Annotated in this window: 1 protein-coding gene and 1 pseudogene; both read left to right on the top strand. The window is 68.9% G+C overall.

From position 1 onward, the window contains the following. The coding region (locus P3H15_RS55180) for a hypothetical protein (protein WP_276144956.1) at nt 1-185 on the top strand (185 nt) is incomplete at its 5' end. 39 nt (nt 186-224) lie between these two features. Continuing rightward, a pseudogene (locus P3H15_RS55175) lies at nt 225-450 on the top strand (IS30 family transposase); the annotation flags it as partial.

The following is a 450-nucleotide window of genomic DNA, read 5'->3' as shown; positions in this document are numbered from 1 at the left end:
CCGAGCCGCGCCGGCGTCGTCCCCAGAAGGCCGCTGCACAGAAGACCCCCGCGAAGAAGGCCCCCGTGAAGAAGGCTGCAGCGAAGAAGGCCGCTGCGAAGAAGGCCCCCGTGAAAAGGACCGCTGCGAAGAAGACCCCCGCGAAGAAGACAACGCCGAGGCGTAGGACGGGAGCACGCGCATGACCACGGCAGGTGGACCCAGCTCGAGTAGTCTCGCCGACGTCCGAAGCCGCCGATCGCGCCGTCCCGGGGCACTGGGAGGGGGATCTGATCATCGGCACCGGCCGGTCCGCGATTGGCACGCTCGTCGAGCGCAGCAGCCGATCGACGATCCTCGTGCACCTGCCTCGGCTGGAGGGCTGGGGCGAGAAGCCACCGGTGAAGAACGGTCCTTCCCTCGGCGGCTACGGCGCCGTCGCGATGAACGCCGCGCTGACGACATCGATGA

The sequence above is a fragment of the Rhodococcus sp. T2V genome (assembly GCF_029269925.1).
Lineage (GTDB): Bacteria > Actinomycetota > Actinomycetes > Mycobacteriales > Mycobacteriaceae > Rhodococcus_F > Rhodococcus_F koreensis.
Note: the sequence above shows the minus strand (reverse complement) of the source record. Positions and strands in the feature narration are given on the sequence as shown.